Here is a 21,215-nt window from a genome sequence, read left to right on the forward strand (position 1 = left end):
CGCCCTGTGAATGATGTCCCCCACCGCCCGCAGGTGAAAACCCGTAAAGCGCTGACGCCGCTTCTGGAAATTCGTAATCTGACGAAGTCATTCGATGGGCAACACGCCGTTGATGATGTCAGCCTGACTATCTATAAAGGTGAGATTTTTGCCCTGCTGGGCGCGTCAGGTTGTGGAAAATCGACCTTGCTACGGATGCTGGCAGGTTTTGAGCTGCCGAGCAGCGGGCAGATTATCCTTGATGGTGTCGATTTGGCCCATGTCCCGCCATATCAGCGTCCAATTAATATGATGTTTCAGTCCTATGCGCTGTTTCCGCATATGACGGTCGAGCAGAACATCGCTTTTGGTCTGAAGCAGGACAAACTGCCGAAGGCGGAGATTGCCGGTCGCGTAAATGAGATGCTGGGTTTAGTGCACATGCAGGAATTCGCTAAACGTAAGCCGCATCAGCTTTCCGGCGGTCAGCGCCAGCGTGTGGCTCTGGCGCGCAGTCTGGCTAAACGTCCTAAGTTGCTTTTGCTGGATGAACCAATGGGCGCGCTGGACAAAAAATTACGCGACCGTATGCAGCTTGAAGTGACTGATATCCTGGAGCGCGTTGGCGTGACCTGCGTCATGGTGACGCATGATCAGGAGGAAGCGATGACGATGGCGGGGCGCATTGCCATCATGAACCGTGGCAAATTTGTGCAAATTGGCGAACCGGAAGAGATTTATGAGCATCCGACGACCCGCTATAGCGCAGAGTTTATCGGATCGGTAAATGTTTTTGAGGGCTTACTGAAAGCGCGTGAAGAGGATGGTCTGGTCCTTGACTCGCCCGGTCTGGTACATCCGTTAAAGGTCGATGCTGATGCCGCTGTCGTTGATAATGTGCCGGTATATGTGGCGCTGCGTCCGGAAAAAATTATGTTGTGCGAGGTGCCGCCTGCCGATGGTTATAACTTCGCCGTCGGCGACGTGGTGCATATTGCCTATCTCGGCGATCTGTCTGTGTATCATGTGCGACTGAAAAGCGGGCAAATGATTACCGCTCAACTGCAGAATGCGCACCGTTACCGGAAAGGGTTACCAACCTGGGGCGACGAAGTGCGTTTGTGCTGGGAAGCAGATAGCTGCGTGATCCTGACGGTATAAGGGGGAAACATGAGCACACTTGAACCTCCGGCGCGCGTCAACAAATCCAGCGGCGCGGCGCTGTGGCTGGCGCGGATGCAAATGAAACATGGCCGTAAGCTGATTATCGCTTTGCCCTATATCTGGCTCATTTTGCTGTTTTTACTACCGTTTCTGATCGTCTTTAAGATAAGCCTGGCGGAAATGGCAAGGGCGATCCCACCCTATACCGATTTGCTGGCATGGGCCGACGGGCAGTTGTCGATTACGCTCAATTTTGGCAATTTTTTACAGCTCACCGACGATCCGCTCTATTTTGAAGCCTATCTGCAATCTTTACAGATTGCCGGTATTTCCACGCTCTGCTGTTTACTGCTGGGTTACCCGCTGGCGTGGGCAGTGGCGCACAGTAAACCCTCGACGCGTAATATCCTGCTGTTGCTGGTGATCCTGCCTTCGTGGACCTCTTTTTTAATTCGCGTCTATGCCTGGATGGGTATTTTAAAAAATAACGGCGTGCTGAACAACGTTCTGCTGTGGCTTGGGATCATCGATCAGCCGTTAACGATCCTGCATACCAACCTGGCGGTCTATATCGGCATAGTCTATGCCTACCTGCCGTTTATGGTTCTGCCCATTTATACCGCGTTGACGCGCATTGATTATTCGCTGGTAGAAGCGTCGCTCGATTTAGGCGCCCGTCCGCTGAAAACGTTTTTTAGCATCATTGTTCCGCTGACCAAAGGCGGGATCATCGCAGGCTCAATGCTGGTTTTTATTCCGGCGGTGGGCGAGTTCGTGATCCCTGAGCTGCTCGGCGGGCCGGACAGTATCATGATTGGTCGCGTTTTGTGGCAGGAGTTTTTCAATAATCGCGACTGGCCAGTGGCTTCTGCGGTCGCCATTATTATGCTGTTGCTGCTCATTATCCCGATCATGTGGTTTCATAAACATCAGCAAAAAAGCGTAGGAGAACACGGATGACTAACTTACCGATCGTTCGTTCGCCCTGGCGCATTCTGATTCTGGTGCTGGGGTTTACTTTTCTCTATGCGCCTATGTTAATGCTGGTGATTTACTCGTTTAACAGCTCAAAACTGGTGACGGTGTGGGCGGGATGGTCGACGCGCTGGTACGGTGAGCTGTTTCGGGATACCGCCATGATGAGTGCGGTGGGATTAAGTCTGACGATTGCCGCCTGCGCGGCGACGATGGCGGTGATTCTCGGTACCATTGCCGCGGTAGTGATGGTGCGATTTGGGCGGTTTCGCGGCGCAAACGGCTTTGCTTTTATGATCACTGCGCCGCTGGTGATGCCGGATGTGATTACTGGACTGTCGTTGCTGCTGCTATTTGTCGCGCTTGGCCATGCTATTGGCTGGCCCGCCGATCGCGGTATGTTAACCATCTGGCTGGCGCATGTCACTTTCTGTACCGCCTATGTGACGGTGGTGATCGCTTCCCGGTTACGCGAACTGGATCGTTCTATTGAAGAGGCGGCGATGGATCTTGGCGCCGCGCCGTTGAAAGTCTTTTTTGTCATTACACTTCCAATGATCATGCCCGCGGTGATTTCGGGCTGGCTGCTGGCCTTTACGCTCTCTCTTGATGACTTAGTGATTGCCAGCTTCGTGTCCGGCCCCGGCGCCACCACGCTGCCGATGCTGGTTTTCTCCAGCGTGCGTATGGGCGTAAACCCGGAAATCAATGCGCTGGCGACGTTAATCCTCGGCGTGGTAGGAATTGTCGGATTTATTGCCTGGTACCTGATGGCACGGGCGGAAAAACAGCGGATTCGCGATATCCAGCGTGCAAGACGCGGCTGAAGCCACTAAAATCTCCCACCATGGCAATGCGTTGCCGCGCGGGGCGCGGCATCATTTCAGGGAAGACATTCATTGGGATTTTTAAAGCAATCAACGTCATCACATGCCCGCTTAAATGTGCCTACGCTGGTACAGGTTGCGGCTATGGCGATTATTTTGATTCGCGGCCTCGATGTGCTGATGATTATGAATACCCTCGGCGTTCGCGGGATGGGCGAGTTTATTCACCGCAGCGTGCAGACGTGGAGCTTAACGTTGGTTTTTCTGGCCAGTTTAGTTCTGGTCTTTATTGAAATTTATTGTGCGTTTTCGCTGGTTAAAGGACGTAGCTGGGCGCGTTGGGTCTATCTGGCGACGCAAATTATAGTCAGTGGATATCTGTGGGCGGCGTCACTGGGTTACGGATATCCCGAGTTGTTTAGCATCGCCGGGGAATCGAAACGTGACATCCTGCATTCACTGATTATGCAAAAACTCCCCGACCTTTTAATTCTGTTTTTGTTGTTTATTCCCGCTCCCAGCCGCCGGTTCTTCCGGCTGCAATAATGTGTATAATCGTCGACCCGGATAATATGAAGGTTTTTTGGTATGCAGTGCGCACTTTATGACGCGGGTCGCTGCCGCTCCTGTCAATGGATTACGCAGCCAGTTAACGAGCAACTTTCCGCGAAAACAACCGATCTACATCGCTTGCTGGACGGGCTGCCTGTTGAACAGTGGTGCGCGCCGGTTAGCGGGCCGGCACAGGGGTTTCGCAACAAAGCGAAAATGGTGGTGAGCGGCAGTGTCGAAAAACCCTTATTCGGGATGCTACATCGCGACGGCACGCCCGTCGATCTTTGCGGCTGCCCACTATATCCCGCGTCCTTTGCTCCCGTGTTCAGTATGCTGAAGCCCTTTATCGCCAAAGCTGGGCTCACGCCTTATAACGTGGCGCGTAAACGTGGCGAACTCAAATACCTGCTGCTTACGGAAAGCCAGTTTGATGGCGGCATGATGCTACGCTTTGTGCTGCGTTCGGAAACTAAGCTCACGCAACTGCGTGCGGCGTTGCCGTGGTTGCATGAGCAACTGCCGCAGCTCAGGGTGATCACTGCGAATATTCAGCCGGTACATATGGCGATTATGGAAGGAGAGCGAGAAATTTATCTGACGGAACAGCAGGCGCTGGCGGAACGTTTTAACCATGTGCCGCTGTGGATCCGTCCGCAAAGTTTCTTTCAGACCAACCCTGCGGTTGCCAGCCGATTATATGCGACGGCGCGTGACTGGGTAAGGCAACTGCCGGTACGACATATGTGGGATCTTTTTTGCGGGGTGGGGGGATTCGGCCTGCACTGCGCCACGCCACAGATGCAATTAACCGGGATTGAGATTGCGCCGGAGGCGATCGCTTGTGCGAAGCAATCCGCTGCCGATCTGGGACTAACCCGCCTTCATTTTCAGGCACTGGACTCCACCCGGTTCGCTGTTGAGCAAGGCGAAACGCCCGATCTGGTGTTGGTCAATCCTCCCCGCCGCGGCATTGGCAAGCCGTTGTGCGACTATCTTACGAAAATGGCGCCGCGTTTTATCATCTACTCCAGCTGCAACGCACAAACGATGGCGCAGGATGTGCGTCATCTGCCGAATTACCGCATTCAACGCGTTCAGCTTTTCGATATGTTCCCGCATACCGCACATTATGAAGTTTTGACGTTATTGTGCCGGTCCGAATAGTATATTCGTATCATCTATTTTTAATTCCATATCATCTATAAAAATAATAAATACAATCAATTAATTGTGAGATTAAATTGATTGTATTTATATATTGGTCTATTTTTGCAAATCAAATCACAAATAATCACTTTGAATCTTTTAATGACTACTTTTGATTATTACAGTGCGTGTAAGGCAAAATCAGACAAGGTGGTTTATCGGGTAAATTTCAATAGCATCAGCGAAGCAATACGTAACGTCAGTAAAGGGGTCAATTATGACAACGAATAGGCACGCTTATGGAGGGCGTTCAGACGATGTTTGCCAAATTTATAGATGTTATTCAAACGTTTTTAACTGAACCTGCAATATTAATTGGGATATTAGTAGGTATTGGCTATGCGCTGGATAAAAAAACGCCTATAAAAATTATCACCGGCATGGTTAGCGCAATGGTCGGTTTGATGATGGTATTATTTGGCGGTTTTCAATTTTCAGCAACCTTTAAACCTGTCGCAGAGGCGGTGAGCAAGGCTTATGGCGTACATGGATATTTAATGGATTCATACGCAATGAAAGCCGCGACGCAAATAGCGCTGGGTGATAATTTCGGTTATGTAGGATACGTTTTTGTTCTGGCGTTTTTTACTAACCTGATATTGGTTTTATTCGGCCGTTATACTGGCGCAAAAGGTATATTTCTTACCGGGAATACCGGGGTATCGCATTCGCAGGCGGTGCTGTGGTTAATCGTTTTCTGGCTGGGGTTCGGCTGGGTTCAGTCAATTGTGATTGCCGGAATATTGACCGGGGTCTTCTGGGCTTTTTCAACCACGCTCATTGTCAAACCTATTGCCAAAGTGACTAATAACGCGGGTTTTACCATTGCGCATAATCAGATGCTTGGGCTGTGGTTTTTCTCAAAATTCGCGCATAAATTCGGCGATCCGGAAAAACATGATGCTGAAAACCTGAAGCTTCCCGGCTGGTTAGCCATTTTTAACCACAATGTCACGGCCATCGCCATTGTGATGACGCTCTTCGTCGGCGGATTTCTTCTGGCGACAGGGATTGATAACGTACAGTTAATGGCAAAGGGCAAGCCCTGGTATATCTACATCATCAATCTGGGTCTGCAATTCTCTATGTATATGGTCATCCTGCTACAGGGCGTGCGGATGATGGTAGGTGAAATTAATGGTTCGTTTAAAGGATGGCAGGACCGCTTTATTCCTAACGCCATACCGGCTGTAGATGTTGCCGCCTTATTACCTTTTTCGCCAAATGCGGCAACTCTGGGATTCGTCTTTTGTACCTTTGGCACCATTTTTTCAATGGGTATTCTGCTACTTATCCATAGTCCTATTATGGTGTTGCCTGGTTTTGTTCCGCTCTTTTTTTCCGGTGGCCCCATCGGCGTATTAGCCAACCGAATGGGAGGATATCGCTCCGTCATTATTTGTACTTTCTTGTTAGGGATTATTCAGACTTTCGGTACGGTATGGGCCATTCCTTTAACCGGGCTGGCAAAAGAAGGTGTGGGTTGGACAGGAATATTTGACTGGGCGACCGTATGGCCTGCGATTTGTGAGTTACTGAAATTTATTGCTTCAACGTTCCATCTTGGTCCTTACTCCATTTAATTGATTCAGTTTATATACAAAGGATTCTATTATGAAAGATTCTGTAAATATTCTCTTCGTATGCGGTTATGGTGTTGGTAGCAGCGTAATGTTACAGACTGTCGTTAAAAAAGCGCTAGCAAAATATAACTTCTCTTTTGCTATGGAGCATACAGCGGCAGGGGAAGTTGGCGGGTTTACCGACTGGGCAGATATTTATGCCATTTCAAAAAAATTGCTGGATGTCGTCAGCCTCGATCCTAAGCACGGCCAGTATCTCATTCCCATCGAAAATATTATGGATGGTGAATCAATCGGCAAACAGATTTACGATGTGGTAGAGAAAAATTTCCCGCACCTGCTCAACAAATGAGGGTGAGTCATGAAAGCAATTATTCTGCTGTTTGACAGTCTGAATAAAAATTATTTACCGCCCTACGGTGATTTGGTAACGAAAGCGCCGAATTTCCAACGTTTGGCGGCACATGCCGCCACTTTTGATAAGAGCTATGTTGGCAGTATGCCCTGTATGCCAGCCCGTCGGGAGTTGCACACCGGGCGTTATAATTTTCTGCACCGCGAGTGGGGCCCGCTTGAACCTTTCGATGACTCGATGCCAGAGATACTGAAAAAAGCGGGGATCTACACCCATCTCATCAGTGATCATTTGCATTACTGGGAGGATGGCGGCGGTAACTACCATAACCGCTATAGCTCCTGGGAAGTGGTACGCGGTCAGGAGGGCGATCACTGGAAGGCGAGCGTTGGCGAGCCGCCTATTCCACCGGTGCTTCGTGTTCCGCAAAAACAGACCGGAGGTGGCGTTTCGGGGTTGTGGCGTCACGACTGGGCAAATCGTGAATACATTCAGCAGGAGGCCGATTTTCCCCAGACAAAAGTTTTTGACGCCGGATGCGATTTTATCCATAAAAACCATGCCGAAGACAACTGGTTATTGCAGGTTGAGACGTTCGATCCGCATGAACCGTTTTATACCACCGAGGAATATTTATCGCTGTATGACGATGACTGGCAAGGCCCGCATTATGACTGGCCGCGCGGCAAAGTCAGTGAAAGCGAAGAGGCAATTGCACATATTCGCTGTCGCTATCGGGCTCTGGTTTCCATGTGCGACCGCAATCTGGGGCGCATCCTTGATCTTATGGATGAACACGATCTCTGGCGCGATACGATGCTGATTGTTGGTACCGATCACGGTTTTCTGTTGGGGGAGCACGGCTGGTGGGCTAAAAATCAGATGCCCTATTATAACGAGGTGGCGAATAACCCGCTGTTTATCTGGGACCCGCGCAGTGCAGTATGCGGAGCGCGGCGGCAGTCTCTGGTACAGATGATTGACTGGGCGCCAACGTTACTGGATTATTTTCAGCAACCTATTCCCGCGGACGTTCAGGGGCAACCGTTGGCGAAAGTGATTTCTGGTGATGAACCCGTCAGGGAAGGTGCGCTGTTTGGCGTGTTTAGCGGGCATGTTAATGTTACCGATGGGCGTTACGTTTATATGCGCGCCGCGCAGCCGGGGTGTGAGCATGATATTGCGAACTACACGTTAATGCCGATCAAGATGAATGCGCGTTATGACGTGGATGAACTGGGAAAATTATCTCTGGCGCCCCCGTTTAACTTCACCAAAGGTCTACAGGTATTACGTATTCCGGCCAGGGAAAAATATAAAGGTGTGAATAGTTTTGGTCATCTCTTGTTTGATCTCAGAGACGATCCGCAACAGCAACATCCCATTCGCGATGAGGCCATCGAAGCAAGGATGATCAACTTACTTATCCGCTTGATGAAAGAAAATGATGCTCCGGCGGAGCAGTATCGCCGTCTGGGTCTGGACGTTGCCTAAGAACGTTACAACGTTGTAAGCCGGGTACGCGTCGGCGCCACCCGGCAGGTATCTGTGCGAATCGCCTGTTGATGCAGGCGATTTCTTAAATAAGGGAACGTAGTTCATTATAGCTAAAGATTCGACCACGATAGCCAAGACCGGTATCAATAGCAAAAATTGACACTCCACGGATATTGTCAGTATCGAAAACGAAAAAGGATTGTTCAGCGCCAAAATAAACGCAGTAATTCTCTCCCGTTTCGAAGACAGAAGAGGTAAGCTCGCTGCGTTGTCCAGGGAAGCTAAACTGATCTATTCGCTGAACCGTTTTTTCATTCAGATCAACGGCAAAAATGGTCGGAAGCGAGTCCAGTTCAGCTGCCGTATAGGCAGCCGGTTCGGATTCAATGAGACGGACCAGCTCATTACCATTTTCATCCGCACATGAATTATTATTGAACATAGAGATAACAAATTTATTTTCCCCCTGATAAGCGGTATATTTGTCATTGTTGGTGATAAATACTGCGTGTTCGCCATTAGGATATTTGAAATTATCAGGATTTTTTACGCTTAAATTGATGTCGGCATTTAATGTCGGAAATTCTGGATTGTCAATAATCCATTCTGGATCGCCAGTCTCAATATTTAAGCCGATAATGGTGCAGGTTGAACGTGAATTAACCATCAGTTGATTGGTTTGAGGGATGTACTCCAGACTATTAAAATGTACGTCATTGGTATCGGTATTATCAAGTACGGTAGCATGCATGAACTCGTTCGAGTAATCACGTTGCCAGAGCAGTTCTCCGCTTGTAATAGCGTATTTATAAATAATACACTCCAGTTTTTGAGTATCAGACCAGTTATCTAACATGGAACCGAGAACGTAAAGATTGCCATTATTGTCGGTAGTAATATCATGATGAAAGCCAAAGCCCTCTGGTGCTGTGAGCGTTTGGGCAACTTTACCCATGAGATTAACATTATAGAGGTGCGGCGCAAAGGCGTGTTTTTCAGGATCGTAGGTTTCACTGGCAAGCGCAGACCAAAGTGAGTGATTAATGACTTTTAGGTTACCGTACATCCACGGATATAGTCCAGTAATACGCAGATCGCCGTTAATATCATACCCGTTCCACTCACTTGTTACGAACCATCCTTGCCCTAACGTATTATCAGCCAGTGTTTGGTCAAGAATATTGACTGTTAGATTTAAAGGTGTATCGCCATAATCTTGCCCCAGGGTCGATATTTCTAACGTAAAATTATTAGTGTTACCGGAAAGCGAGCGCGTGGTAATATCAATGTGATTTAGATAATTTGCATAAAGCCCAACAACGCTTATTTCTGGACTCTCGGTATAATCTGAGGCTGACCAGTTAAAATCAGTAGTACTGGTTTTACCTCTGACAATATAGCTGACTTTTACAGGCTCGGTAGTTTGAAAGCTGATAAGTGCACATAATTGATTTTGATTATAGGGATTAATAATAACATTGATATCACTGTTCATAATAGTTCCTCTGGTGAGTAAGTGATGTCTTGCAGACGTATTATTGACCCAGAAGATAGTGTGGCGTAGTCATTTGAAATAAAAAAAGATAAAGCAGACGGTATAAAAATATAAAAAGTTAAATGCTGAAAACTAACAACCCACCAGGACGGTGGGTCATTAGAATAGAAGGCGTCTTACTGCGGGAACCACTGTTCGCTGATTTTCTGATAAGTACCGTCCGCTTTAATGGCCGTCAGCGCATTGTTCAGTTTTTCCAGCAAGGCCTTATTATCCGGACGCACCGCAATGCCGAGTCCAGTGCCAAAATATTGTGGATCGGTAACTTTTTCCGTTGCGGCGCCAAGCTGCGGGTTGGTTTTCAGCCACTCGTTCACTACTGCCGTATCGCCAAATACACCATCAATACGGCCATTTTTTAGATCGATAATTGCATTCTGGTAACTGTCGTAGGCCACCGTTTTGACTTCCGGATGTTTATCCTGGAGGTACTTCTGATGGGTGGTGCCATTTTCCATACCGATACGCTTACCTTTTAGATCGGCAAACGTTTTGTAGGTGTCTTTTTTGGCAATGACCAGCGCGGAGTTAGCGTAATAGGGGTTACTAAAGGCAACCTGCTTGCTACGCTCCGGAGTAATGTCCATCCCGGAAATGACGGCGTCATATTTTCTGAATTTCAGCGCAGGGATCAGACTATCGAAAGCATGATTGGTAAAAGTACATTCTGCCTGCATCTGTTTGCATAATGCGGTCGCCAGATCGATATCAAATCCTACAATCTTATTGCTCGCATCCAGTGATTCAAACGGTGGATAGGTGGCGGAGACGCCAAAACTGATTTTTTCAGCGGCGATGCTGCCTGTGGCGAAAGAGGCGAGTAATGCGGCCAGAACTAACTTTTTCATGATGTCACTCCCGTAATCTTATGATTATGCGCCGTGTTTACGGCATGGATTAACAATGCCATCATTTGAATTTATATGCAATATAAATGATTAAATATTTTATTGAGGATAAAAAAAGACGGGCAAGTTAACCACTTGTCCGTCTGATTCATTCATTATTATGCATTGCAGGCCTGATAAGCACAGCGCTGTCAGGCCATTGAAGGATGACAGCAAACGCCTTATCCGGCCCGGTTAGCTCCGCCGTTCAAACGCCAGGGCTTTACGCTCAATCATACGCATCATCAGCGTCAACAGGCCGTTGACGACCAGGTAAATTATCCCCGCTGCGCCAAATACCATGACGTCGTAGGTGCGGCCATAGAGCAGCTGACTGTAGCCCATGACTTCCATTAACGTGATGGTATAAGCCAGTGAGGTACTTTTGAAGACCAGTACCACCTCATTAGAGTAAGAGGAGAGGGCGCGTTTAAACGCATAGGGTAGCAAAATCGCCAGCGTATCTTTTTTACTCATCCCCAGTGCGCCGCAGGACTGCCACTGGCCTTCCGGAATAGCACGAATCGCGCCATAAAAGAGCTGTGTGGTGTAGGCAGCGCTGTTTAGCGACAGTGCGATCAACGCGCACAGCCACGGTTCGGACAGCAAATGCCAGAGTACCGGATAGTTTTGCAGCGTCGGGAATTGACCTGGCCCGTAATAGATCAGGAAAATTTGCACCAGCAGCGGCGTACCGGTAAAGAGCGTGATATAACCACGTACCAGCCACACCACGACTGGTGTTTTCAGCGTCAAAATGATGGTAAAAATCAGAGCCAGTACCAGCGCGACGGCAATAGAGGCGACCGTCAGCGTCAGGCTGGTGTGCAGCCCTTTCAGCAGTTCAGGTAAATACTCAAGCATCAGTCAGGCCTCCGCTCAAAACGCGTTGTACGCAGGTCTATGCGTTTGAGGATATACTGACTTATCAGCGTAATGACCAGATAAATCGCCGCCGCAATGATGTACCAGTTAAACGGCTCCTGAGTACGGGTAGCGATGCTTTTGGTCTGTAACATCAGATCGTTAACGCTGATAAGGCTGACCAGCGCCGTATCTTTTAGCAAGACCAGCCACTGATTGCCCAGCCCCGGCAGAGCGTGACGCCACATCTGTGGCATCACCAGACGGAAAAAAATTGCCGTCTTCGATAATCCCAATGCCTGGCCCGATTCCCACTGACCAGACGGCACGGCTTTCAATGCGCCACGCAGAGTCTGCGATGCATAAGCCGCATACAGCAGGGACAATGCCATCACGCCGCACAGGAAGGGGCTGACGTCAAAGTTTTCAATCTCCATTTGCACCGGGATCTGCGCAAAACCGAGATGAATGATAAACCCGTCAGACAACGTAAGCAGAAGCTGCGAGGCGCCGAAATAGATAAACAGCACCACCAGAATTTCCGGCAGACCGCGCAGAATAGTGACCAGCGCTGAACCCATCCAGGCAACCGGACGCCACTTTACGGACTCCCAGACGGCAAAAAACATGGCTAACGCGAGGCCAATAATCAGCGCGCAGATGGCAAGGCCGACGGTCATCCCGGCGGCGCTCGCTAAAGGAAAAAATTCGTTCATCAAAAATTACTTCTGGAACCATTTGTTATAGATGGTCTCGTAAGTCCCATCTTTCTTCACTTTTTCCAGCGCAGTATTGAATTTCTGCTGCAACTCCGTGTTGCCCTGGCGTACCGCAATACCCAGACCGGTGCCGAAATAATCTTTATCGGTGACTTTATCGCCGACCGGTGACAGCTTAGGATTCGCTTTCAGCCATTCGGTGACTACCGCTGTGTCACCGAAAACGGCATCGATGCGACCATTTTGCAGATCCAGCTTCGCGTTCTGGTAGCTGTCGTACGGTACGGTCGTGATTTCCGGATGTTTATCCATAATAAATTTCTGGTGCGTCGTTCCGTTCTGCACGCCAACTTTTTTGCCTTTCAACTGGTCCACACTGGAGAATTTGCCCTGCTGACCAACGAACAGTGCGGAGTTGTCATAATAAGGCGTAGTAAACAATACCTGTTTTTCACGTTCCGGGGTGATATCCATTCCCGCCATAACGGCGTCGAAGCGGCGGAATTTCAGGCTGGGAATAAGGCTGTCGAACGCCTGATTGGTAAAGGTGCAGGTGGCGTCAATCTCTTTACATAGCGCGTTGGCCAGGTCGACGTCAAAGCCGACAATTTTGTTATTAGCGTCCATTGATTCAAACGGAGGATAAGACGCTTCGGTCGCAAAACGAATGGTCTGGGCTGCTGTAGCGGAAAGGCTAACGCCTGCAATTAGCGCGGCAATCAGAACTTTTTTCATTGTCATTGTCCCGAATCTTAGTGAGAGAGATAGTTTTTGAACGCTTCGGTCTGTGGGTGGATAAAGCAACCCGCGTCACCGTGCTCGACGATGTGACCATTTTCCATATAAATCACACGACTGGCGGTCTTACGCGCCACTTCGACTTCATGCGTAACGATCACCTGAGTAATGTTGGTTTCCGCCAGCTCATGAATAATACTGACGATTTGGGCGGTAATTTCCGGGTCCAGTGCGGCGGTCGGTTCATCAAACAGCAACACTTGCGGTTCCATCATCAGCGCGCGGGCAATCGCGACGCGCTGCTGCTGACCGCCGGAAAGGTGCAACGGATAACGATCGCTGTATGGCTTCAGACGCAGACGCTCCAGCAGCTTTTCTGCGCGTGCCAGAGCCTGATCTTTTGTCAGACCCAGTACGCGGCAGGGAGCTTCAATGAGGTTCTGCACCACAGTGAGATGTGGCCAAAGATGATATTGCTGAAAGACCATGCCGACATTTTGACGCAGCTCACGAATCGCCTTATCAGACGGCGTTTTCGTAAAGTCAAAATCATTCCCGGCGATGGACAACGTGCCGGAGCGCGGCATCTCAAGCAAATTGAGTACACGCAGCAGCGAGCTTTTACCCGCCCCGCTTGGGCCAAGCAACACCAGCGTTTCGCCTTCAGGGCAATCCAGCGTGATATCGAACAGCGCCTGATGGGCGCCGTAAAAGCAATTAATGCCGTTTAATTGAATACTCATTGACACTCGTATACTGGCAGTCTGATAGCTATTGAAGCCGCAGATAGTACCTTTGACAGAATAGTTATGCAATAATTATGCGTTAAAAGTTAAATATATCCCACATTCTTCCCTAAACATAGCACAAAATAGCAGGCGGGATAGACGGTGAGAATAATTGTCGGCATTCCACGCAGAATGCCGGACAATTTACGGGGTTATAAGTGGAAGGGCGCGCCGTCTGTTAACGGTTTTCTATCGACTGGCGCAGCGTACCGGCAGGCGCATGGACATTCCCACCCAGATAACGAACGTCGTCAACCACCCAGCATGGGCCTTCATGAATCATAAGCACTTCATCTTGCCAGGTTTGATCACCCTGTTTTAACGCTACCCGCAGAGGAATGTTGCGTGCATCCCGGTTCGGAATGGTTGAGGCGCTGGCAACGTTAGCGCTATCCGGCAGTGTAGCGCGGCTTGAGAACGGATCGCCGCTCATCAACTGGCGGTGTTCCGAGTCGCGGCTGGCATCGGTCAATAATTGTGCCAGATTGTCACTCAAAAAGGGGCGAAGCGCGGCGATATCATTACTGCGATTCTGAATACGGTAGTCATAGAATTGTTGAGCCACGCTGTCCGGGCCGCCTTCCACGCACGCGCCGATACGCGGGCCATTATCTTTGTAGGCTGGAGTGACAGTTGTACAAGCGCTAAGCAGAAGCGCGCACGGGATGAGCAAAGAGAATTTAGAATAGCGCATGATGATTTCCTTATAGCCGATCGTATAAGATCCGATCTACGATAATCAGTTATATCCTTTCAATGATTGCATAACCAATTAGCGTGTTGTTTTACCTGAATAAAGCTTACGATGTTATCTTCCTGGGACGCTCTTGAGCAGTAGTAACGAGTTTAGTATATCTACCTGTGGCTGGTTATTATCAGCCATCCGTGCTCCCTATATTGTATAGACTATCTGGGCGCTTGAGCATCCTATTTATTCAAGAGTTGCGCCAGCGAAGATGCCCAGGTATGACGGGATTGATACGCTGTTCAGTAGCGTCGTCTGGTGCGCCATAGCCGATGCCAGCGACAACATCATCTTGCAGAGAGAAGAGCGGTTAGCGCGTAGCGTATCAACGAAGAGCCGGTATACAGAAGGTATGCCTGGCAGCGGGTCTTCATTTCAGAGTGGACGGCGACCACCTCAAAACATGGTGGGGCGGTCAGTATGAAAAACTGGGACAGCCCAAAATGGGGAAAGACAACGCGGGGAAGAAGGCAATACGGTTCGTCTGGTGGAAGGCGGTCGAAAAGAGATGTCGGTAAGGGAGAGTGTCTCCATTTGTCCTAAAATTAACCTTCCCGCGGGTGGATATTAATCGTTATTTTTTATATGTATCAGCCCGGACCAGATCTGATAGGAACTTATACCAATAATCGGTAACTGTTAGATCTGGTCGCGACTCATACACGAAATAATAAATGAACTTTCGTGCTCTCTGATCGAATGCGTTGATTTAATCTCTTTTAAGATTATTTTTTATCCTGTCGGAAGCATAATCAATTGCATATTTGTTACTTTTTACTGCCATTGCAAAAATAAAGTCATTGTCTTTTAACCTATCTGATGCGAATTTTAATGCACCGCCATTTTTTTGAATTGCTGCTAATACAATATCTATATCATCTCTTAACCTGTCTGATGCGTATTTTAATGCGAAACTATTATTGTTAACTGCTTTCAGTACAATATCTTTATTACTTTTAAAATCATCTGGCGCATATTTTAAAGCCAAGCCAGAATTCTGGATCGCTGTTAATAAAACGTTTCTGTCATTTTTTAATCTTTCCGAGGCAAAGGCTATCGCTATACCTGACTGTTGAACGGCTGTTAATACTAAATTCTTATCATCTTTAAATTTTTCATCAACATGTTTCAAAGCCAAGCCTGATTGTTTCACCGCTGTGAACACAATCTCTTTATTTTCTTTAAGATTATCAGAAGCATAAAAAAGGCTTCTGCCTTCCTGGCTGACAGCCGACAACGCTATCAAATAGTCATTTTTTACGTCATCAGAACCATTAGCGAATGCTTTATAGTGTTTATTAACTTTACCTAACATATAGTCTTTGTCATTTACCTTTTGGGGATCCAGAAATCCTCCGGTACCGTCAAAAAGAGAAGCGGTATATTCTTTGCTAAAAAAATATTTTGGCACTTTGATCTCTGGCCGGGCAATGCCGTTAATGACATGATTTAACTCATCCTCGCTTCTCATGGCAAGAATCTTTTGTCTGTCATTTTCCGGGATAGTCCTTAGCCTTTTTAGAATGTATAAACCTAACCCCGCTCTCATTTCTTTTCCAAAAAACGTAAAGCCATATTTGGACTGGTCTTTTTTTCTCAAAGTCTGAATGGCTTCATCACTAAGACCTTGAATATGTTTTCTAATATCAGGTGGGCGTGGTATAAGCATATCGTAAATACTGATACAGGCAACTTGCTCAAATACCGGTTGATTAATATCAACAGAGTAAATTTTTGAACCAAATCGACTTGCGGCTTTCTTATTTTCTTCGCCGGGTTCGACGGAAAAGAAAACAAAGTCGTCATTAGCAAGAGTATCAATCTCGTTGTCGGAATGGCATTTAGGGAATGAAATGTTTTTGTCAGTCAAAATTTTTCTGGAGTAAATGTTAAAGGTATCATTTTTATTTATCAGGGTAGCATCCGAAGCATGTGTAGCGCGAAGCTTAACTTGCAAAATGGCGTTCAGGAACTCTACTTCTTGTTTATCCAACGTTTTCAGCTCCTTTCGAAGATTGCTGATATTTTCCCTGGATAATTTTTGCATCAGTTTAATCCCTTTTTCTTCATGCTTGCCAGGCATATCGTTCCAATAGGTACCAAACTGGAACATATAATCATATGATTGATTTGCAATATGCTTACGCATGAATGCTGTAATAATTTTTGAGGCATTTTCTTCTGAGATATTTTTCTTAAATAGGCTATTTGCGTCTGTAATGTTTTTAACATTAACCAATGTTTTGTCTAATGTGTTTTTATCTTTCATATGAAAGAATTTTTTTATTTTGTGTGGTAATGCTATCTCAATTGGTGAGGATTTTTCGATTTTTAATTTTTGATTTAAAGATATATGCGTGTTTTTAACACAAATTATGTTTGAGGAAAACGCGTTTTTTGTACGTTCACGGATAGTGTCAATGAAGTTTTTAACCTTATCAGGCATAGTAGAAAAATTAATTTTACTGGATGGTATCTTCATTAAAGTCCCTTATTTTCATTTTTATGAAAAAAGATCATTGCTTTTAATGCCTTAAAGATTAGCTCTATGTATTGCGATGGTGATCACAATTCATCATGTTATCTGGCATGATTCTTTCAGGAAATGTCCATTTTGTAATAGTGTTTTGGAGGAACCACAATGTCTTAGGGGATTCTAAAGTTTCGCCGATGAGTACAAGCATAAAAGATCTGATCGGATACCGAAGCCCGTGAGCACGCAAAAGTGAAACCAGCCTCACGAGGCCCAACAGGCTTCAGCGGCAGGCCAATACGCAGGCGCCAGAGGCGGAGATAACCAACCTCAGGAGCTACGAAGGCAGGTTGTGTCTCATCGTGGTTGTTGCTCAAAGGTTTGTGGAGGAGTATGGCAGGCAAATTGGTGTTTTTAAGACAGATAACGGTGGATAAACATAAAACGCATAGAATACCTGAACGAAACATTTGTATATCGCTGAAAATAATATGCTTCAGGACGATCTTTAGTGATGTTGAAAAAAATACCACACCCACCTTTTAATAAAAGCGTATCAGCTTGATAATGCGTTTGAGAGCGTGTGCTTAGCTAACCCGGGAGATTCACTATGCAGTTTTCAACTACCCCAACGCTGGAAGGACAAAGCATCGTAGAGTACTGCGGTGTGGTGACGGGCGAAGCCATTTTAGGCGCCAATATCTTTCGCGATTTTTTCGCCGGTATTCGGGATATTGTCGGTGGACGTTCCGGCGCGTATGAGAAAGAGCTGCGTAAAGCGCGTGAAATCGCTTTTCAGGAACTTGGCGAGCAGGCTAAAGCGCTGGGCGCCGATGCGGTTGTGGGCATCGATATTGATTACGAAACCGTAGGTAAAGATGGCAGTATGCTGATGGTCAGCGTCAGCGGAACGGCGGTGAAAACGCGCCGATGAGAGCGCTACTGTGGCTGGTCAGCCTTGCATTGCTGTTAACGGGCTGCGCGAGCGAAAAAGGAATTATCGACAAAGAGGGATATCAGCTTGATACCCGTCATCGGGCGCAGGCGGCGTATCCGCGCATTAAAGTCCTGGTTATTCACTACACGGCGGAAAATTTTGGCGTTTCTTTGGCGACGTTAACAGGTCCTGACGTGAGTTCACATTACCTGATCCCCGCGACGCCGCCATTATATGGTGGCAAGCCACGCATCTGGCAACTGGTGCCGGAACAGGAGCAGGCCTGGCATGCGGGTGCCAGTTTCTGGCGCGGCGCTACGCGTCTCAATGATACGTCTATTGGTATTGAACTGGAAAATCGCGGCTGGAGAATGTCCGGCGGGGTGAAATCTTTCGCGCCGTTTGAATCTGCGCAAATTCAGGCATTGATTCCGTTAGCGAAGGAGATTATCGCGCGTTATGACATCAAGCCGCAGAATGTGGTAGCCCATGCGGATATTGCGCCGCAGCGTAAAGATGATCCCGGCCCTCGTTTCCCGTGGCACGAGCTGGCGGCGCAGGGTATTGGCGCCTGGCCTGACGCCCGGCGCGTAGCGTTTTATCTGGCCGGACGCGCGCCGTATACGCCAGTCGATACCGCCTCAGTCCTTGCGTTACTCTCGCGGTATGGCTATGAAGTCAAAACAGATATGACGGCGCGCGAGCAGCAGCGGGTGATAATGGCGTTTCAGATGCACTTCCGTCCGGCGCAATGGGACGGTATTGCAGATGCCGAAACGCAGGCGATTGTTGAAGCATTACTGGAGAAATACGGCCAGGATTAACGCGGTAATTTTCCGTGATCGCGTAGCCAGGTGGCGGTGCGCTCAATGCCTTCGTCCAGCGTGACGATGGGCCGGTACCCCAGTTCTTCCTGTGCGCGGGTGGTATCAAGCGTAAAGTCAAAATTCAGTTTTGACACGCCGTAATGCGTTAGCGGGGGCTCTTTGGCGGATTTCTTGCCGAAGCGTTCCATACTGCGGGCGATCATATCCAGCATCGGATAGGGAACGGAGCGAATGCGGCAGTCAATCGCCAGTTCATCAATCAATTTTTGCACGATGCTGCGTAAGGTACGGTTTTCGCCATTAGTGATGTTATAAACGCGCCCGGACGGCAGGTGATCGCAGGCAGGCTGGCTTGCCAGCCACATGGCGTGGATCGCATTTTCATAATAGGTCATATCGACCAGCGCGCTCCCCCCGTGTGGTAATAAGACGCTGCCGTAATGGTGCATCATATGCGCCAGGCGCGGGATAAACACTTTATCGTGTGGGCCAAACAGGCTTTGCGGACGCAGTACCGTAAAACGTGTTTGCGGATTGGCCTGTGTCAGCAGATTAATCACTTCTTCGCCTGCGGCTTTACTGCGGGCAAATTCATTAGCAAACCGATGCGGGCGAAAATCTTCTTTGATATCACGGTGGTGATGGTAATCAAAATAGAGCGAGGGGGAGGAGATATGAATAAAATTACGCACGCCCCAGGCGACCGCCCATTCACCCAGACGACGGGTGGCGCGAACATTTGCCAGGTCGAAAGCGTGTTGGGTTCCCCAGGGCGAGGTAAAGCTGGAGCAGTGCCACAGCGTGTCGATCCCGGCGAGCATAATTTTAGCCTGCGAGGAAACCAGTTCGGTTAAATCCGCATGGACGAATTCCGCGCCCATTTTTTCAAGCAGCTTGCCCATCGCTTCATTGCGACCCGTCGCTCTGACGCTAATGCCTTTATTGCGCAAAAATTCAACCGCGTTTCGACCTAAGCCGCTGGTGGCGCCGGTAACCAGTACCTTCATATCAATCCACTGTGTTTAATAAACCGTCGTGCGCATTCTTCCGTGAATTACGTCGGTATGCAATGGGAAACATGAAAGAATACAGCAGGTTTTTCTCATTTTTCTGTGATTTGTTCTGCAAGACGGGCGATGCGCTTTGCCATCCCACGGAAAATAAACACGTGCGCCGGGATCATCAGCAGCCAGTAAATCAGGCCCGGCATTCCGTGTGGATGCCACCAGGCGCGTACGTCAATTTCGCGATAGCGGCCTTTATCGTGTAGCGTAAAACTAAGCCGCCCCAGACCCGGCGCTTTCATGCCAAACAAGAGGGTGAGCTGTTTTTCTGGTTCGACAATAATTACTTTCCAGCTATCCACGCTATCGCCAGGCTTAAGAAATGCGTTGGACGGACGGCCTTTCGCCAGTTTATGCCCTACCAGACGGTCCATCGCGGCGCGCGTCTGCCACAAAATATTGCCGAAAAAATACCCCTCTTTCCCGCCCAGACGGTTTACCACCTGCCATAACGCCTGTAGGCTGGCCGGAGTCTGAGCGGTAAAACCGGCCTGCTTCGGGAAGTAGCCATATTCGGGCCGCCAGCGGGCGAAGGCCAGCGCATCGTAGCCCCAGTCGCTGGAGTTCACCAGTTTTTCTTCTTCTTTCAGTGTACGGCGAACGGCGTCGTCAAAGGTGATAAGCGTTTGCGGGATTAACTTTTTTAACGCGGCGTCATTGGCCAGTAAGTCATGCCTTAGCCCCTGGATTAATGCTTTTGCGGTGGTCGGCGGCACGGAGGTAATGACGTTTAAAAACCAGACTGAAATCCAGCGGGTCGGAAAAGGAATCGGAATAAGCGGACGCCGCTTACCGCTGACCGCCATAAATCGTTCAAACTGTTGCTGGTAGCTTAATACCTGCGGCCCGGCGGCCTCCAGAATACGGTGCTCGCGCGCAGGGTGGTCCAGTAATCCGACCAGGTAGAAGAGTAAATTTTCCAGAGCGATGGGTGTGGTGCGCGACCGCACCCAGCGCGGCGGCGTCAGTATCGGCAGATTGTAAACCATGTCGCGCATAACTTCGAAGGCGGCGGAGCCAGCGCCGACGATGATCCCCGCGCGTAATTCTGTAAGCGGTACGCCAGCATCGCGCAGTGTGTCAGCCGTAAGCTGACGGGCGCGCAGATGATCGGATTGCTCATGTTTCGGCGCCTGCAATGAGCTGAGGAAAATGAGTTGTTTAACCGGTGTCTGCCGCAGTGCATCGCGTACATTCAGCGCTGCCTGACGTTCATGGGCAATAAAATCGCCGCCTTCGCCCATACCGTGTACCAGATAATAAACGGTATCAATACCGTGAAGCAGAGCAGGCAAATTCTCCGGCCAGTGCAGATCGAGCTTATAGCAGCTGACATTGGCAATACACTGTTTTTCCAGACGTTCGATGCGCCGCGCCGCCGCTCGCACCTGATGCCCTTGCTGACTTAGCGCCAGGACCAGGTGCTGGCCAATATAGCCGCTGGCACCAAGAACCAGAATGCGTTGCGGCACAGTGC

General features: G+C 48.6%; 20 protein-coding genes. 10 read left to right on the top strand and 10 right to left on the bottom strand.

Annotated elements, in window-relative coordinates:
• Window positions 1–6 precede the first annotated feature (6 nt).
• The 8 genes from potG to SBG_RS04085 all read left to right on the top strand — a co-directional run bounded on the left by potG (window position 7) and on the right by SBG_RS04085 (window position 8,138).
• Window positions 7–1,140: a putrescine ABC transporter ATP-binding subunit PotG gene (gene potG, locus SBG_RS04050; protein WP_001000692.1), complete on the top strand. Its 1,134-nt coding sequence runs from the start codon at window positions 7–9 to the stop codon at window positions 1,138–1,140.
• A gap of 9 nt (window positions 1,141–1,149) precedes the next feature.
• Window positions 1,150–2,103, top strand: coding sequence for a putrescine ABC transporter permease PotH (potH, locus tag SBG_RS04055; RefSeq protein ID WP_000105458.1), 954 nt, complete (start codon window positions 1,150–1,152; stop codon window positions 2,101–2,103).
• Entirely contained in the window at window positions 2,100–2,945 is an 846-nt protein-coding gene (gene potI, locus SBG_RS04060; protein WP_000183361.1) for a putrescine ABC transporter permease PotI, read from the top strand. The genes potH and potI overlap by 4 nt, the downstream gene beginning before the upstream one ends.
• 72 nt (window positions 2,946–3,017) lie before the next feature.
• Window positions 3,018–3,491 carry a YbjO family protein gene (locus SBG_RS04065; RefSeq protein ID WP_000506267.1) on the top strand — a complete coding sequence of 158 codons (474 nt, stop codon included), beginning with the start codon at window positions 3,018–3,020 and terminating at the stop codon, window positions 3,489–3,491.
• Between the two features lie 42 nt (window positions 3,492–3,533).
• The gene (gene rlmC / locus SBG_RS04070) at window positions 3,534–4,664 is read left to right on the top strand and encodes a 23S rRNA (uracil(747)-C(5))-methyltransferase RlmC (protein WP_001149768.1); all 1,131 of its coding nucleotides are present in this window, start codon (window positions 3,534–3,536) and stop codon (window positions 4,662–4,664) included.
• A gap of 281 nt (window positions 4,665–4,945) precedes the next feature.
• Entirely contained in the window at window positions 4,946–6,289 is a 1,344-nt protein-coding gene (locus tag SBG_RS04075; RefSeq protein ID WP_000399312.1) for a PTS sugar transporter subunit IIC, read from the top strand.
• 31 nt (window positions 6,290–6,320) lie between these two features.
• Entirely contained in the window at window positions 6,321–6,641 is a 321-nt protein-coding gene (locus SBG_RS04080; RefSeq protein WP_015702781.1) for a PTS sugar transporter subunit IIB, read from the top strand.
• Between the two features lie 9 nt (window positions 6,642–6,650).
• The gene (locus SBG_RS04085) at window positions 6,651–8,138 is read left to right on the top strand and encodes a sulfatase (protein ID WP_000644037.1); all 1,488 of its coding nucleotides are present in this window, start codon (window positions 6,651–6,653) and stop codon (window positions 8,136–8,138) included.
• A gap of 85 nt (window positions 8,139–8,223) precedes the next feature.
• On the opposite strand, the gene SBG_RS04090 is transcribed toward SBG_RS04085, so the two are convergent.
• The 8 genes from SBG_RS04090 to SBG_RS23330 all read right to left on the bottom strand — a co-directional run bounded on the left by SBG_RS04090 (window position 8,224) and on the right by SBG_RS23330 (window position 16,919).
• Complete coding sequence (locus SBG_RS04090; protein ID WP_015702782.1) at window positions 8,224–9,636, bottom strand: aryl-sulfate sulfotransferase; 1,413 nt, start codon at window positions 9,634–9,636, stop codon at window positions 8,224–8,226.
• A 176-nt stretch (window positions 9,637–9,812) separates the two neighbouring features.
• Window positions 9,813–10,544, bottom strand: coding sequence for an arginine ABC transporter substrate-binding protein ArtJ (artJ, locus tag SBG_RS04095; RefSeq protein ID WP_000737541.1), 732 nt, complete (start codon window positions 10,542–10,544; stop codon window positions 9,813–9,815).
• Window positions 10,545–10,778: 234 nt separating this feature from the next.
• Complete coding sequence (artM, locus tag SBG_RS04100) at window positions 10,779–11,447, bottom strand: arginine ABC transporter permease ArtM (RefSeq protein WP_000895391.1); 669 nt, start codon at window positions 11,445–11,447, stop codon at window positions 10,779–10,781.
• Window positions 11,447–12,163 carry an arginine ABC transporter permease ArtQ gene (gene artQ / locus SBG_RS04105; RefSeq protein WP_001001674.1) on the bottom strand — a complete coding sequence of 239 codons (717 nt, stop codon included), beginning with the start codon at window positions 12,161–12,163 and terminating at the stop codon, window positions 11,447–11,449. The genes artM and artQ overlap by 1 nt, the downstream gene beginning before the upstream one ends.
• Window positions 12,164–12,169: 6 nt before the next feature.
• Window positions 12,170–12,901, bottom strand: coding sequence for an arginine ABC transporter substrate-binding protein ArtI (artI, locus tag SBG_RS04110; RefSeq protein ID WP_000756594.1), 732 nt, complete (start codon window positions 12,899–12,901; stop codon window positions 12,170–12,172).
• A 17-nt stretch (window positions 12,902–12,918) separates the two neighbouring features.
• Complete coding sequence (gene artP, locus SBG_RS04115; RefSeq protein ID WP_000027180.1) at window positions 12,919–13,647, bottom strand: arginine ABC transporter ATP-binding protein ArtP; 729 nt, start codon at window positions 13,645–13,647, stop codon at window positions 12,919–12,921.
• A 223-nt stretch (window positions 13,648–13,870) separates the two neighbouring features.
• A complete protein-coding gene (locus tag SBG_RS04120; protein WP_001270718.1) occupies window positions 13,871–14,386 on the bottom strand; it encodes a lipoprotein in 516 nt (171 codons plus the stop codon).
• 760 nt (window positions 14,387–15,146) lie between these two features.
• Window positions 15,147–16,919 (bottom strand): DUF4116 domain-containing protein, encoded by a 1,773-nt coding sequence (locus tag SBG_RS23330; RefSeq protein WP_000701348.1) that lies wholly within the window; start codon window positions 16,917–16,919, stop codon window positions 15,147–15,149.
• A gap of 601 nt (window positions 16,920–17,520) precedes the next feature.
• Here SBG_RS23330 and SBG_RS04130 point away from each other — a divergent pair.
• Window positions 17,521–17,844 carry a heavy metal-binding domain-containing protein gene (locus SBG_RS04130; RefSeq protein ID WP_001160725.1) on the top strand — a complete coding sequence of 108 codons (324 nt, stop codon included), beginning with the start codon at window positions 17,521–17,523 and terminating at the stop codon, window positions 17,842–17,844.
• A complete protein-coding gene (locus tag SBG_RS04135) occupies window positions 17,841–18,671 on the top strand; it encodes an N-acetylmuramoyl-L-alanine amidase (RefSeq protein ID WP_001202301.1) in 831 nt (276 codons plus the stop codon). Before SBG_RS04130 ends, SBG_RS04135 begins: the two co-directional genes overlap by 4 nt.
• On the opposite strand, the gene SBG_RS04140 is transcribed toward SBG_RS04135, so the two are convergent.
• Window positions 18,668–19,681: an NAD-dependent epimerase/dehydratase family protein gene (locus SBG_RS04140; RefSeq protein ID WP_000866899.1), complete on the bottom strand. Its 1,014-nt coding sequence runs from the start codon at window positions 19,679–19,681 to the stop codon at window positions 18,668–18,670. The two genes, SBG_RS04135 and SBG_RS04140, sit on opposite strands and share 4 nt — an antisense overlap.
• A 95-nt stretch (window positions 19,682–19,776) precedes the next feature.
• Complete coding sequence (locus SBG_RS04145) at window positions 19,777–21,210, bottom strand: SDR family oxidoreductase (protein ID WP_001136512.1); 1,434 nt, start codon at window positions 21,208–21,210, stop codon at window positions 19,777–19,779.
• Window positions 21,211–21,215 lie beyond the last annotated feature (5 nt).

Source organism: Salmonella bongori NCTC 12419 (genome assembly GCF_000252995.1).
Taxonomy (GTDB): domain Bacteria; phylum Pseudomonadota; class Gammaproteobacteria; order Enterobacterales; family Enterobacteriaceae; genus Salmonella; species Salmonella bongori.